Below are 13,413 nucleotides of genomic sequence, written 5' to 3'. Positions count from 1 at the left end.
TTTTTCCTTTCACCTACCGGTGATGCAAGATCCGGCCGATGGTGTTCATCAGGATTTGCGCCGCCAAAACGCTGGTGACGCCAGCTGGATCATAATCCGGGGCAACTTCCACCAGATCCAGGCCGACGATCTCGCCGCGTTTGGCCAGCCCATCGATCAATTCCAACACTTCATAATAGAGAAACCCGCCGTGACTGGGTGTGCCGGTGCCCGGCGCAATGGACGGATCGAAGGCGTCGATGTCCAGCGTCAGATAATAGCGTTTTCCTTCCGGGATCCGGGCAAGCAGCCCCTCTGTGCCAAGCTTACGGGTTTGCCGGACCGACTGAATGTCCGAGCCCATTTGCCGGGCGGCTTCATAACCATCCCTTGCCGTTGAGGAAACATTGCGGATGCCGATTTGGGTGAGGCCCGTCACATAGGGTTTTTCGGCCGCCCGGCGCATCGGATTGCCATGCCCGTATCGGACGCCGTGCCGCTCATCGACAAAATCCAGATGGGCATCAATCTGCACCACGTGGATTGGCTCTTCGCCGTCAAATGCGTTGATACAGGGGATATTGATCGAATGATCTCCGCCGAGCACGACGGGCAGGGCTCCAGCTTTCAGAATTTTCCGGACACCAAATTCGATGCGCTTGTGACTTTCGATCGTGTCCGTGTGGACAATATCCGCATCCCCCAGATCGACGATCTTTGTGGTTTCATCGGCCAGATAGGTGACATCGTCTTCAAAATCGTAAGCGCCGGCATGGCCGAAGGAAAACAAGGTCGAGGCTTCGCGGATGGCTCTTGGACCCATGCGAGCCCCAGAGCGCCACTGGGTGCCAAAATCGAACGGCGCGCCCAGAACCGCGACATCGGCATCAATCGCATCCCAATCCGGCTGATGGGGGTACTTGCCAAATGTGCAAATACCGACAAAGGGCAGATTCAGCCGCCCGCTTTCATATCCGTGAGATGTCATGAAACGCTCCAGGTAGTTTGTCTGACCGGAGCTTCCCGCGTGAACTGCTGGCCCGTCAAGCCGGGGTCACATGCTTTTCCATTCTCGTTGCTGAGGAAAAGCCGAACACATGTTTCAAAGGTCCGGTTTCATCTGTTTCGATGGCGGCAAACCCACATCGTTCATAAAGTGCCCGGGCCCGTGGATTGGTGTCGATCACATCGAGCCTGACTTTGCTGCATCCCTTTGCAGCAGCTGTTCCGCAAACCGCCTCCAACAACGCCGTCCCGATACCGAGGCCCCGGGCGTCCGGGCTGACAAAGATGCCGTCCATCAACAGAAGTCCAGGTTCCGGGTCCCTCTCCAACAGATCCAGGACAAGTCCCCGCCACAAACCGCCCAAAACACCATAGACCGCCATCATGTCCGACAGTCCGCCGTCGACCAAGCCGCCATTTTCCGTCTTGTATCCCGCCATTCCCAACAGCCGACCGTCTCCGGTGACAGCGCTGAGCGCATAGTTCGGATCCAGCAGCCGCGAAATCAGAGCTAGTGCCTTGTCTTCGGGAGACAGCACCTTGCCGAGTTTGCCGGAAAAGGCCTGCCAGAAAAGACGAGCCGCTGCGTCCCTTTGATCTTCTGGAAACCCAGGCACAATTTGAAAGGTTTGGGAGCCGCAGTCTGGCATCAGCGAATGTAGACAGCGGTTCCAGTGGCGCTGACCATCAGCATGGAGCCGTTTTGGCCGACGGTTTCATAATCGAGATCGACACCAATCACCGCATTGCCACCCATGGCCTGCGCCCGCTGGCACATTTCATCCAGTGCCATCTGCCGGGCCCGGGCGAGTTCTTCTTCATAGGCGGCGGAGCGGCCGCCAACAATGTCCCGGATACCGGCAAAAAGGTCTTTGAAGATATTGGCACCAAGGATCGCTTCCCCTGTGACCAGGCCTTTGTAGTCGAGATCTTTGCCCTGAACGGTTGGGGTTGTGGTGACCAGCATCTTTGTCCTCCAATATCTTTGAGTATCGGTTAGGACATGGGATGACGCGGCGGCAAATGCAAGGAAGGTCAGCTGGTTAAAGGCCTTGGTATTCTTCAGGCCGCACGGCGCGACAGATCCTGACCACGGTAACTGAGCGCTTCGGCGAGGTGGATACGAGCGACCGTTTCAAGGCCATCAAGATCGGCGAGTGTGCGCGCAAGTTTCAAGACCCGGTGATAACCTCTTGCAGATAGCTGCAAGGTATCCGCAGCCTCTCGCAAGAAGGCAAGGCCCTTGTCGTCCGATTGCGCCATCTGCTCAACGATGGACGCAGGTGCTTGCGCATTTGTGCGGGCGGCAACACCGAGATCGAAAAACCGGTGTTCCTGGATTTTTCTAGCGGTCAAAACGCGGTCTGCCACTTGGGACGAGGGTTCGCTCTCCGCCGGACCGATTAGATCGGAGGCAGTAACGGCTGGAACTTCTATCCGAAGATCGATTCGATCCAGAAACGGACCGGAAATCCGGGTTTGATATTCGGTGACACACCGTTCGCCGCGCCGGCATTGATGGCCGGGTTCTCCGGCATGGCCGCAGCGGCAGGGGTTCATCGCAGCGACCATCTGGATCCGCGCCGGATACGTCACCCGGTGATTGGCCCGGGCAATGATCGCCTCGCCGGTTTCCAGCGGCTGGCGCAGGCTGTCGAGCACCTGCGGATTAAATTCCGGCAGTTCATCCAGAAACAAGACCCCATTGTGGGCGAGCGAGACCTCGCCGGGTTTGGCCCGCAAGCCGCCCCCAACCAAGGCTGCCATCGAAGCTGAATGATGCGGTGCCCGGAACGGCCGCCGGTCAGACAATTTGCCGTCCGCCAGTTCTCCAGCAAGCGAGGCGATCATGGACACTTCCAGAAGCTCGCGCGGGGTAAGCGGCGGCAAGACAGATGGCAGGCGGCTTGCCAACATGGACTTGCCGGAGCCAGGTGGGCCGACCATCAGCAAGTTATGGCCGCCAGCCGCAGCGATCTCCAGCGCGCGTTTGGCGCTTTCTTGGCCCTTCACATCGGCGAGATCGGGAATACCGTCCGGCTCACCGCGCAATTTGGCCGCCGGGCGGGACAACACCTGTGTTCCCTTAAAGTGATTGGCGAGCTGGATAAGCGACCGCGGCGCCAGAATATCCATCTCACTGTCCGCCCAGGCTGCTTCGCCGCCGCTTTCAGCTGGGCAGATCAGGCCTTTTTCCAACGCATTGGCGCCCATGGCCGCAGGCAGAACACCTGCGACCGGCGCCAGAGTGCCATCCAGAGCCAGTTCTCCGAGAATGACATAGTTTTCCAGGAACTCCGCCGGGATGGCGCCAATCGCGGCCATCACGCCGAGAGCGATCGGCAGATCGTAGTGCGAGCCTTCTTTCGGCAGATCTGCCGGAGCGAGATTGACCGTGACCCGTTTTGCAGGAAGCGCGAGGCCGGAGGCAGAGAGTGCGGCGCGGACCCGTTCCCGGCTTTCGGCAACCGCCTTGTCCGGCAGGCCGACGATCATAAAGGCGACCATGCCCGGTCCGACATGCACCTGCACGTCGACTGGAACAGCTTCAATGCCCTGGAAGGCCACCGTGGTCACGCGGCTGACCATATCGCTCCCTCTACTGATTGAAGAAAACGCTATTGCAATTTATGAGAGAGAGCAAGGTGCGAACACAATTCATCTACCCAGCGTCGGTGTTTTACAGCTTTGTTGCCTGCAGTTGATGTGAAAACACCAATACCCCACACTGGAAAACCCAGATAATCTTGGAGGACATAGCATGTGCGATTTATGCGTCATCACATCCGTTAAGGAAAAAATGCTGTCCCGGCGGGGGCTGTTCAAAGCCGCTGCGGTTGGGTCCGGCGCGGTGGCAGCGGCATCTCTCAGCGGTACTCTGCCAGCCATGGCGCAGGCGCCCACCAAGGTCATGGATTTAACGCACGAGCTGTCTGAGGATTTTCCAACCTTTGGCGGCGTCCCGGGTTTTATAGCCGAGAAGGTCTTTGATTTCGCCAAGGATGGCTACAATCTTTATAACCTCACGATCAACGAGCACACTGGCACCCACCTCGATGCACCCTTGCATTTTTCCGCCGATGGACAGTCGGTTGCTGAAATCCCAGTCGAAAACCTGGTGGCTCCACTTTGCGTCATCGATATCAAGGCGCGGGCAGCGGAGAACCCGGACGCCCAGGTAACGCCAGACGATCTGAACGCTTGGATCTCTGCCCATGGCGACATCCCCAAGGGCGCTTGCGTTGCGATGAACTCCGGCTGGAGCGCGCATGCCGCTTCCAATAATTTCCGAAACGCCGATGACGGCGGCGTCATGCATTTTCCGGGATTTCATATCGAAGCGGTGCAGATGCTGATGGACGACGCGGATGTGGTCGGTATTGCAGTCGACAGCCTGTCTCTCGATCATGGTATCTCCCAGGATTTTGCGGTTCACTATGCCTGGCTGCCGTCCGGCCGTTGGGGATTGGAGTGCATGGCCAATCTTGACGCGCTTCCGGCATCTGGTGCAACGCTGATTGTCGGCGCCCCGAAACATCGTGGCGGCACCGGTGGCCCCAGCCGCGTCATGGCGATGGTATAAGGCTGTCAGTCTCAAGGTTGCTGTTCCGGGCAACACATAAAATAGTTGCAATATACATAAGTGAATGCTTATGTATTGACCATGGACGAATCAAGCATATTCCGTGCGTTGGCCGATCCGACCCGGCGCAGCCTCTATGAAAAACTTGCGTCAGGTGCGAGCAACGCCAGCACATTGCGTGAAGGACTGGCCATCAGTCAGCCCGCCGTCTCCCAGCATCTGAAAGTATTGAGAGATGCCGGGCTGATCCTTGAGGAGCGGGACGGCCGGTTTGTGAATTATGAAGTCAATCCGAACGGATTGGCACTGATTGCCGGGTGGCTTTCAAAATACCGCGCATATTGGCCCAAACGGGTAGATGCGCTTAAGGATTTGCTGAAGGATATGGATCAATGACCGATAAGAGCGCCAGCCATGGATCCGTGGCCATTGAGCAGGACTATCAGCTCGATGAACCGCCTGAAAAAGTCTGGCGCGCTTTGACAATTCCTGCGCTCCGAAACCACTGGCTGCCAGAGGGCGACTTGTCTGATCCGGACGCGGTCCACATAGAGCCAGGCAAGGCCATATCCTACCGGATGCGGGACGCGGGACCCTATAATGGAGAAAGCGTCGTGACCTTCCAGATCCACCCGGAACCCGGCGGCAAGACCCGGTTGCAGATTGTTCACACACGGCCAGCCTCCAAGTTCGACCAACTCCACCAACGGGCGTCGAACAACAATTTCAAATGCTTTTTTCTGGCCGCATAAGGCCTTTCTAATTCAAGTTTTTCACCAACGGAGACTGTCATGTCCACGATGATGCAATTGGTTCCAATGGTTGTTGAACAGTCCAACCGGGGAGAGCGCTCGTTTGATATCTACTCCCGGCTTTTGCGCGAACGGATCATTTTCCTGAACGGCGAAGTCAACGATGATGTGTCGGCATTGGTTTGCGCGCAGCTGCTTTTCCTTGAGGCAGAAAATCCCAAAAAGCCGATTAGTTTATACATCAACTCACCGGGCGGTATGGTGACCAGCGGGTTCGCCATGTACGACACCATGCGGCATATCAAGCCGCCTGTTCATACGCTCTGCATGGGGACTGCCCGCTCCATGGGATCATTCTTATTGATGGCGGGTCAGCCGGGCGAACGAGCAGCCTTGCCCAACGCCAGCATTCTCATCCACCAGCCGTCCGGCGGCTTTCAAGGTCAGGCGTCCGACATGGTTATCCATGCTGAGGAAATCAAACGCACCAAACACCGGATGACCCAGCTTTATTCCGATCATTGCGGCCCATCATATCAGGAATTCGAAAGTGCCATGGACCGGGACAGGTTCATGACCGCCGAAGAGGCCATGGAATGGGGATTGATCGATCAGATTATGGAACCTCAGGCCGACGAGATTCAAGAAGCTGCCTAATACCGAAGCGGAGGGATCCGCTGGCCAAAGATTTGGATTTGCGAACGGCCGGCTTAAACGTCGTCCTTCGCCCGGCGTTCGGCGTTGAGCTGTTCCAGCTCAGCCATTTTATCACCTATGGGTTTTAGCCGGCCGATGGTGGTGCGGAACCGGGCTGCGCGCTGATCAAACAAACGCTGCGCGAGCTCCGGATATTCGGAAATCATGCGTTTGAAAAGCGCCCGGCGGATACGGATGATGCGCACCGGCTCAATGGCCTCGGCCCGGCAAGGACGTTTGGTTTCGACAAGGAGCGCGCTTTCGCCCAAAAGTGTGCCCGACCCAACTTGATCGACTTCTTCAAAACCGTCTTCGCCGCGGGTTGCCAGCGATACAAGACCGTCAGTAATTACCAGCCCGCCATCAGCCCGCTCATCCTGATCGAACAAACGCTGGCCCTTGCCGTAGTCCATGCTTTCCGCACTGAACGCGAGCAGGCGCAGCTGATCGTCCTGAAAGTCCGAAAACATCGGGATCTTTTTGAGAATCGTTATGTCTTGGGCAAGGCTCATGCCCAAGATTTACGATGATTATCAATGCGTGCACAAGCGATTATGCACGCTGAGAACAACAGTTTGTTCTATGGGACCAGCTTGTAGCCGCCCGCTTCCGTCACCAACAGCTCTGCACTGGAGGGGTCCCGCTCAATTTTCTGGCGCAGGCGGTAAATGTGGGTTTCCAGCGTGTGAGTGGTGACACCGGAGTTATAACCCCAGACCTCATGCAGCAGCACATCGCGGGTCACCGGCTTTTCACCGGCACGATACAAAAACTTTAAGATCGAGGTTTCTTTTTCCGTCAGGCGGACTTTGGAACCATTGTCTTCCTGCATGACCTTGGCGGCGGGGCGGAAAGAATAGCGGCCGATGGCGAAAGTCGCGTCTTCGCTTTGTTCATGTTGGCGCAGATGCGCGCGGACACGAGCCAGCAAAACGGCGAATTTGAACGGCTTGGTGACATAATCATTGGCACCGGCTTCGAGGCCCAGGATCGTGTCGCTGTCGCCGTCATGGCCGGTCAGCATGATGATCGGTGCCTTGAACCCACTCTTGCGCAGCAATTTGACCGCCTCGCGGCCGTCGATATCCGGCAAGCCGACATCCATCAACAAAAGGTCGATGTGCTCTTCCTTGGCCATAGCGATGCCGGATGTTGCCGAATCCGCCTGAAGCGTCTCAAACTCATCATAGAGCGAGAGCTGCTCGACCAGCGCTTCGCGCAGTTCGGTATCATCATCGACAATCAATATTGTGCGGGCGGTCATCTCGTCGGGTCCTCGCCAGAATTCTATTCGTGATCACGGCAGTTTGTGTAATGAACACAAGCGCGTTGTCACACTTATGTGCGCGGGAAAGTGTCGCCTTACAAGCAGCCTCACGTCAATTCTTCTTCACGCGGGCTTTAGCGCCGGTTTATCAAGAGCTTTGAAGCACACATTGGCCAAATCGGAAATTCATATGCAAGGCATCGGAAAACTGGCGGAGATCCTGGAGGTTCATGCCCTTCCCAGAGACAGAACGAAGGGCGTGCTGCGCTGTGGGCCGATCACGGTCCCGTGTGCCTTGGGCCGCTCCGGCGTGATTGGGCGCAAACGTGAGGGCGACGGCGCAACCCCACTCGGCAGTTTTGAAGTGCTTCACGTTTATTACCGCGGCGACCGTGGTCCTCGTCCGCAAACCTCGTTGCCAGTTGAAACTTTAAAGCCGGGCATGGGCTGGTGCGACGATCCATGCCATCGCCGCTACAACCGCCCGGTCGATCTGCCGTTCGCCGCAAGTCACGAAAAAATGTGGCGGGACGACCGGCTCTACGACATCGTCGTTGTGCTGGATTGCAACATGTACCCGCCGGTGAAGGGCCAGGGCAGCGCGATTTTCTTCCATATCGCCCGCGAGGATTACCGGCCGACCGAAGGCTGTGTCGCCGTATACCCGCAGCACATGCGGTTAATCCTGTCCAAGATCGCACCGGGCTGCCAGATGGTGGTGCGGGGGTAGGAAAACGCTTGAGCACCTTGAATTGTGGTCCCAGCACCCACCTTCGCGGGCATAAACTCCGGCTGAGACCCGGTACTCCGTGTCGTTAGCGGTCGGAAAATAACGCCATTTTATGAGGTTACTGGACCCCAGCCTGCGCTGGGGTGACAACAACAGAGAGTACTGTAGCGGCATCCAAGCAAACTCTCTAGCCCTGCGGACGCTTACGAACGCGGCCTCGAGGGATAACCGCGCAGACAGAACAAGTATCCGTCCAGCGCCAGGTTGAGGTCAGAAATCCCCTAATGCGCCTCATCCCAATTGTCGGCCGCGCGGGCGTCTACTTGCAGCGGGACGGAGAGTTTCAGAGCCGGATCGCAGGCGTTCTCCATGACGTCCTTGATTAGTGGAATGGTCGCCTCGACCTCAGCATCCGGCACCTCAAAGATCAGTTCGTCGTGCACTTGCAAAAGCATTTGTGCATTCAGCTTTGCGTCGGTCAGCCGATCTTCCATGCGCACCATGGCGCGGCGCAGGATATCGGCCGCCGAGCCCTGGATCGGGGCGTTGATCGCCGCCCGTTCATAGAAGTTGCGCATGTTCGGGTTCTTGGTGTTCACGTCCGGATAATGGGCCTTACGGCCAAAGATCGTGGTGACATAGCCGTCCGCATGAACCTGCTTCTTGATCGCTTCCATATACTCCTTGATGCCAGGGAAACGCTCGAAATAGGTTTTTATGTAGTCGCTGGCTTCCCCCCGGCCGATGCCGAGCTGGTTGGCCAAGCCAAAGGCGGAAATGCCGTAGATGATGCCGAAGTTGATCGCCTTGGCTTGCCGGCGGACCATCGGATCCATGCCTTCAATCGGTGTTCCGAACATTTCCGAGGCCGTCATGGCGTGAATGTCGAGCCCGTCCTCGAAGGCTTTTTTCAGCTGCGGAATATCCGCCATATGGGCAAGCACACGCAGCTCGATCTGGCTGTAATCGGCCGAGATCAGCTTGTGACCCTTTTCGGCGATAAACGCTTGGCGGATTTTCCGTCCCGCTTCCGTGCGTACAGGAATGTTCTGAAGGTTCGGCTCGGATGAGGAAAGACGTCCGGTGGTGGTCGCCGCCAAAGCATAGGACGTGTGAACGCGCTTGGTTTCCGGATGGATATAGCCGGGCAGGGCATCAGTATAGGTGGATTTCAGCTTGGAAAGCTGGCGCCACTCAACGATCTTTGACGGCAATGCATGGCCTTCGGCGGCCAGATCTTCCAGAACCTGAGCCGACGTCGACCAGGCGCCGGTCTTGGTCTTCTTGCCGCCCGGCAAACCCATTTTACCGAAGAGGATTTCGCCAAGCTGCTTGGGAGAGCCGACATTGAAGGTTTCGCCGGCAAGCTCATAGATTTCCGCTTCCAGCGCCGCCGCGCCTTGCGCAAAATCACCGGAGAGGCGGGAGAGCATCTGCCGGTCAACGGAAATACCGCGCTTTTCCATGCGCGCCAGCACCGGCACCATGGGCCGTTCCAGCGTTTCATAAACGGTTGCCATGTGATCGCTGGCAAGGCGCGGTTTCAGGATCAACCACAGGCGCAAGGTGACATCGGCGTCTTCGGCAGCATAGGCAGTTGCCTTGTCGATCGGCACCTTGTCGAAGGTGATCATCGACTTGCCCGAACCGCAAACCTCCTTGAACGGGATCGGCTTGTGGCCGAGCCAGCGCTCGGAGAGCTCATCCATGCCATTGCCGCCCTTGCCGGCATCGACAGTGTAGGAGAGCTGCATCGTGTCGTCGTACGGGCCGATGTCGACACCATAGCGGGTCATCACCAGCCAGTCGTATTTGAGGTTCTGAGCGATTTTGAGGACGCCGCGGTCTTCCAGCATTGGTTTCAGGGCCTTGAACGCCTCATTCAGCGGGATCTGACCCGGCAGCAATCCGCCACCGCCCAACAGATCCCCCTCACCGTCCTTATGGGTCAGCGGAATGTAACAGGCTTTTCCAGGTTCAGAACTTAAGGAAATGCCGACCAGTTCGGCCTGCATGGCATCGAGCGAGGTGGTTTCCGTGTCGAAGGCCACATACCCCTTCTCATAGGCTGCGTCGATCCACGGTTGCAGCTGCTCCAGCGTGGTGACGGTCTCATAGGCGCTGTTGTCGACCGGAAGCGCACCGATCTTGGCCGCGCGCTCATCGGCAACGGTTTGCGGCACCATCAAACCGTCCGGCCCGCCGGCACCTTCAGCACTCTCCGCGGGGTCAGCGGCAGCCGCCCCGCCCGGGCGCTCCATCATCCGGCCCTTGCGGTCCGGCACATCCCAGCCGGGGACCTGGTAGTCGACCGGTTCGATGTTGGCCAATTCCGCGCCGGTGACTTCGGCAACCTTTTTGGTCAGCGTGGTGAATCCCATGGCTTTCAGGAAGCCGACCGCCTTGGGGCCATCCACATCGCTGACCGACAGATCGCCAACCGGTGTTTCCACCGGCACATCCTGTTTCAGAGTCACCAGCTCTTTGGAAATCCGCGCCTGATCGGCAAATTCGATCAGGTTCTCCCGGCGTTTCTTTTGTTTGATGGTTTCGGCCTGGGCAAGCAGGGTCTCCAGATCGCCGAACTCATTGATCAGGAGCGCGGCGGTCTTCAAGCCAATACCAGGCACACCGGGCACATTGTCGACGCTGTCGCCGGCAAGCGATTGAACCTCGATGACCTTGTCTGGACCAACGCCGAATTTTTCAAAAACCTCCGGCTCGCCGAAAATCTTGTTTTTCATCGTGTCGATCATGCCAACAGTCGGCCCGATCAGCTGCATCAGATCCTTGTCGCCGGAAACAATCGTCACCCGCGCCCCTTGACCTGCGGCCTGGGCCGCGTAGGTGGCGATCAGGTCGTCGGCCTCATAACCTTTCTGTTCGATGCAGTGGGTCGAAAAGGCCCGGGTGGCTTCGCGGATCAGGCCGAATTGCGGCACCAGATCTTCCGGCGGCGGTGGCCGATGCGCTTTGTACTCCGGGTAAATATCAGAGCGGAACGTCTGTGCCGAATGATCAAAAATCACCGCAAAATGCGTCGGCTCATCGCCTTCTTCCGGCGTCAGACCTTCCTGAAGCAGCTTCCACAGCATGTTGCAGAACCCGGAAACCGCACCAACGGGCAAGCCGTCGGGTTTGCGCGTCAGGGGCGGCAGCGCATGGTAGGCGCGGAAAATAAACGTGGAGCCGTCAACCAGGATCAGGTGGTCATCAGCGGTGAGGGCGGCGGAGGATTCTTGTGTCGACATGGCGCGGATATTGCCCGCGCCAGGCCCTTGTGAAAAGAGCTAATCCACCGCTTTCAGAGTTCTCCTGCCATTCAAAGGTCCGTGCCTCCGATTTCAATGGGTGTTTGCCCGTCTTTCTGACTTGTGATTTGCCCAAGCCAGAGATCCCGCCGTAAAGTTCCTCAGTTCCAAAAATGTGAGATTTTGCCCGGACGAAGGCTTCCCGGTCATGGCCCATACGCCAGCCAATCGCCGATCCAAAACACCAGGCTCCCGGCCGAACCGGCTGGCGGGGCTGTTTGCCGCCGCAAGCCTGTTGATCTTTCCTTTAGAAGCCCGCGCAGAACCCTGTTCCCTAGCCCTTGTTGTTGCCCTGGATGTTTCGGCCAGCGTCGATGCGAGAGAATATGATCTCCAGCTGACCGGTCTGGCGAACGCGCTTCAAGATCCACTGGTTGTGGAAGCCATCAACTCCGTTGGCGGGATTTGGTTTTCCAGTTTTGAATGGAGCGGTCACTATCAGCAAAAGACCCTGCTGGACTGGCGGTTTTTGACTGGAGAAAATTCCGTTGCAGCCGCGGCCGTCGAATTGGCCGACAATACCCGCAGCCACAAGGAATTCATGACAGCCCTGGGCTATGCCCTTGCGCATGGCTCAAGAGTCTTGAGAAACGCGCCCAGTCCATGTCAGCGCCTCGTCATTGACGTCTCATCAGACGGTGCCAACAACACCGGTTTTGAACCGGAGATCGCCTACCGGGATGCAAGCTTTCTAAATGTCACCGTGAATGCACTCGTCATCTTGAACGACGAGCACACGGACGATTATTTCGCCGAAAAGGTCATTCGGGGGCCCGGCGCCTTTGTCGAAGTCACAGCAAGTTATGACGACTATCAGACAGCCATGACCCGCAAGCTGCTCAGAGAAATCGGCACAAAACTTCTGGCGCAAAACGCCTCGGACCGAAACCACCCGATCGCAGACTGACTATTTGGAGACACAGATTTCACATGGATTCTGTCTCAGGCACCTATTCCGCGGCTTGCGGAACGCGCTGTTTCCCGAAAGTTCCACCTAAATAGGCCCATTTTGGCCGCTTGAAGAGGAACCAGCCGAACCCGGTTTTCTGGATCAGCCAGAACAGGATCATCGGACTGATCACTGAAACGATATTCACGACCAGCGATATGGTGCCGATGTCCAACATACCGAGCTTCAGCAGGATCACGCGGGACACACCCATAGGGAAGAAAAACGCCAGATAGATAACAATCGAATTCGCACCAAAGTGGCGCAAGAAATCCATGCTGCCTGCTTTGACGATCAATGTGCTGGTCAGGATGATCGCCCCGGCGCCAGCCGCGCCCAGCGCCAGAGACACAAAGGGCAAAGCAGACCAGCCAATGTAAACCAGAGCACCATTCACCAAGCCCCAGGCCAGAAGCAGAACCAGGCTCAAGGACACACGCTCACGCGCCCAATCGGCCAGCTCAAAGATTTTTGGCGCAAAAATGTAGCCAGCATAAAAATAAACGAAACGCGAGGCGAACTCATCGACCAATAACCAGCCGGTGTGGATCGGTGCGATCTGCAAGAGGGCGGCAACACCGAGCATCAGTTGCCAGGGAATGCCCTTGTCATGGGCGATCTTGCAGACCACGAAAAAGACCGGCAGCATGTAAATGAACCACAGCGTGCCAAACGGCTGAACGAAGCTCACGAAATAGAACTGGAGCGCACCAGCTGCGCCCATTTCATCGGCAAAGACCGGCGCTTTTACAATGAACTGGATAGTCATCCAAAGCACATAAAAGTAAGCGAAATGAACGACTTTCCGGTCGGCATAGAGCTTCCAGTCACGTCCAATGACGTTCGACAGGAACAATCCGGAGATCAGAAAGAAGTCTGGCATCCGGAAAGGCGCAGCGAATGCAATTACGGCATGCATCCAGCCTTTTTCACCAGCCGCTGCTTCAACACCAAGCACGGAATGCATCATCACAACGAAGATGATGCAGATGCCTTTTGCTGTATCTACCCAATCGACGCGCCGAGCCTGGATCATGTCCGGTTTCCTGTTCCGCAAACTGCAAGAAAAGCCGGTCTAACGCGCAACTGGTAAAAATTACGCATACAGCGCAGTCACATTTCAGTGAATTTTGTTCAAGAA

Annotated in this window: 14 protein-coding genes; 6 read left to right on the top strand and 8 right to left on the bottom strand. The window is 57.0% G+C overall.

Features of this window, described 5'->3' with window-relative positions; translation table 11 throughout:
• Positions 1-13: 13 nt before the first annotated feature.
• The 4 genes from speB to FJ695_RS04585 all read right to left on the bottom strand — a co-directional run bounded on the left by speB (position 14) and on the right by FJ695_RS04585 (position 3,573).
• A complete protein-coding gene (speB, locus tag FJ695_RS04600; protein WP_141184340.1) occupies positions 14-967 on the bottom strand; it encodes an agmatinase in 954 nt (317 codons plus the stop codon).
• Between the two features lie 55 nt (positions 968-1,022).
• On the bottom strand, positions 1,023-1,634 hold the full coding sequence (locus FJ695_RS04595) for a GNAT family N-acetyltransferase (RefSeq protein WP_141184339.1): 612 nt from the start codon (positions 1,632-1,634) through the stop codon (positions 1,023-1,025).
• On the bottom strand, positions 1,634-1,951 hold the full coding sequence (locus tag FJ695_RS04590; RefSeq protein WP_141184338.1) for a heavy metal-binding domain-containing protein: 318 nt from the start codon (positions 1,949-1,951) through the stop codon (positions 1,634-1,636). The genes FJ695_RS04595 and FJ695_RS04590 overlap by 1 nt, the downstream gene beginning before the upstream one ends.
• A gap of 95 nt (positions 1,952-2,046) precedes the next feature.
• Complete coding sequence (locus FJ695_RS04585; RefSeq protein ID WP_141184337.1) at positions 2,047-3,573, bottom strand: YifB family Mg chelatase-like AAA ATPase; 1,527 nt, start codon at positions 3,571-3,573, stop codon at positions 2,047-2,049.
• Positions 3,574-3,745: 172 nt separating this feature from the next.
• On the opposite strand from FJ695_RS04585, the gene FJ695_RS04580 reads away from it, so the two are divergent.
• The 4 genes from FJ695_RS04580 (at position 3,746) to FJ695_RS04565 (ending at position 5,976) form a co-directional block, all read left to right on the top strand.
• Complete coding sequence (locus tag FJ695_RS04580; RefSeq protein ID WP_141184336.1) at positions 3,746-4,567, top strand: cyclase family protein; 822 nt, start codon at positions 3,746-3,748, stop codon at positions 4,565-4,567.
• Positions 4,568-4,648: 81 nt separating this feature from the next.
• On the top strand, positions 4,649-4,963 hold the full coding sequence (locus tag FJ695_RS04575; RefSeq protein ID WP_141184335.1) for a helix-turn-helix transcriptional regulator: 315 nt from the start codon (positions 4,649-4,651) through the stop codon (positions 4,961-4,963).
• Positions 4,960-5,319: an SRPBCC domain-containing protein gene (locus FJ695_RS04570; RefSeq protein ID WP_141184334.1), complete on the top strand. Its 360-nt coding sequence runs from the start codon at positions 4,960-4,962 to the stop codon at positions 5,317-5,319. Before FJ695_RS04575 ends, FJ695_RS04570 begins: the two co-directional genes overlap by 4 nt.
• A gap of 39 nt (positions 5,320-5,358) precedes the next feature.
• Positions 5,359-5,976 carry an ATP-dependent Clp protease proteolytic subunit gene (locus tag FJ695_RS04565; RefSeq protein WP_141184333.1) on the top strand — a complete coding sequence of 206 codons (618 nt, stop codon included), beginning with the start codon at positions 5,359-5,361 and terminating at the stop codon, positions 5,974-5,976.
• Between the two features lie 53 nt (positions 5,977-6,029).
• On the opposite strand, the gene FJ695_RS04560 is transcribed toward FJ695_RS04565, so the two are convergent.
• Positions 6,030-6,527 (bottom strand): Crp/Fnr family transcriptional regulator, encoded by a 498-nt coding sequence (locus FJ695_RS04560; protein WP_141184332.1) that lies wholly within the window; start codon positions 6,525-6,527, stop codon positions 6,030-6,032.
• A gap of 68 nt (positions 6,528-6,595) precedes the next feature.
• The gene (locus FJ695_RS04555; RefSeq protein ID WP_141184331.1) at positions 6,596-7,279 is read right to left on the bottom strand and encodes a response regulator transcription factor; all 684 of its coding nucleotides are present in this window, start codon (positions 7,277-7,279) and stop codon (positions 6,596-6,598) included.
• Positions 7,280-7,472: 193 nt separating this feature from the next.
• Between FJ695_RS04555 and FJ695_RS04550 the strand changes: the two genes are divergently transcribed.
• Positions 7,473-8,012: a L,D-transpeptidase gene (locus FJ695_RS04550; protein WP_209010921.1), complete on the top strand. Its 540-nt coding sequence runs from the start codon at positions 7,473-7,475 to the stop codon at positions 8,010-8,012.
• A gap of 281 nt (positions 8,013-8,293) precedes the next feature.
• Here FJ695_RS04550 and polA read toward each other — a convergent pair whose 3' ends face one another.
• Positions 8,294-11,263, bottom strand: a complete 2,970-nt coding sequence (gene polA, locus FJ695_RS04545; RefSeq protein ID WP_141184329.1) for a DNA polymerase I — start codon at positions 11,261-11,263, stop codon at positions 8,294-8,296.
• A 208-nt stretch (positions 11,264-11,471) separates the two neighbouring features.
• Here polA and FJ695_RS04540 point away from each other — a divergent pair, with 208 nt between their 5' ends.
• On the top strand, positions 11,472-12,230 hold the full coding sequence (locus tag FJ695_RS04540; RefSeq protein ID WP_141184328.1) for a DUF1194 domain-containing protein: 759 nt from the start codon (positions 11,472-11,474) through the stop codon (positions 12,228-12,230).
• A gap of 43 nt (positions 12,231-12,273) precedes the next feature.
• Here FJ695_RS04540 and FJ695_RS04535 read toward each other — a convergent pair whose 3' ends face one another.
• On the bottom strand, positions 12,274-13,308 hold the full coding sequence (locus FJ695_RS04535; protein ID WP_141184327.1) for an acyltransferase family protein: 1,035 nt from the start codon (positions 13,306-13,308) through the stop codon (positions 12,274-12,276).
• Positions 13,309-13,413: the final 105 nt, after the last annotated feature.

This window comes from Labrenzia sp. PHM005 (genome assembly GCF_006517275.1).
GTDB lineage: Bacteria > Pseudomonadota > Alphaproteobacteria > Rhizobiales > Stappiaceae > Roseibium.
This window is presented reverse-complemented; position numbering and strand designations above follow the sequence as displayed.